The sequence below is a fragment of the Maribacter sp. MMG018 genome (genome assembly GCF_018100785.1).
Classification (GTDB): domain Bacteria; phylum Bacteroidota; class Bacteroidia; order Flavobacteriales; family Flavobacteriaceae; genus Maribacter.
The window spans coordinates 1-330 of sequence record NZ_JAGJEC010000017.1 but is presented as its reverse complement, the minus strand read 5'-3'; the positions used below and the strand labels follow the sequence as shown (position 1 = coordinate 330).

Below are 330 nucleotides of genomic sequence, written 5' to 3'. Positions count from 1 at the left end.
AAAGACGAAAAAGTGACCGAGGCTCAACTTTTTGCACAACTCGGTGGTGACCCAGATACCACTGGAACATGGAGCCCCGCCCCTGACGGAGCGGGCACCTATACCTATACCGTACCGGCTACCGCACCCTGTACCGAGGATGCCACTGCACAGGTGGTGGTCACCGAACAGGCCAAGCCCAATGCGGGCAGCGATGGTACCCTGACGATCTGTAAAGATGAAAAAGTGACCGAGGCACAACTTTTTGCACAGCTGGGCACTTACGACCCGGGAGGAACATGGTCCCCAGTCCCTGACGGCGCCGGAACCTATACCTATACCGTAACCGCC

1 protein-coding gene is annotated in these 330 nt (G+C 57.6%); it reads left to right on the top strand.

The features are described from left to right. The coding region (locus J8L85_RS17935; protein WP_211019548.1) for a hypothetical protein at positions 1 to 330 on the top strand (330 nt) is incomplete at both ends.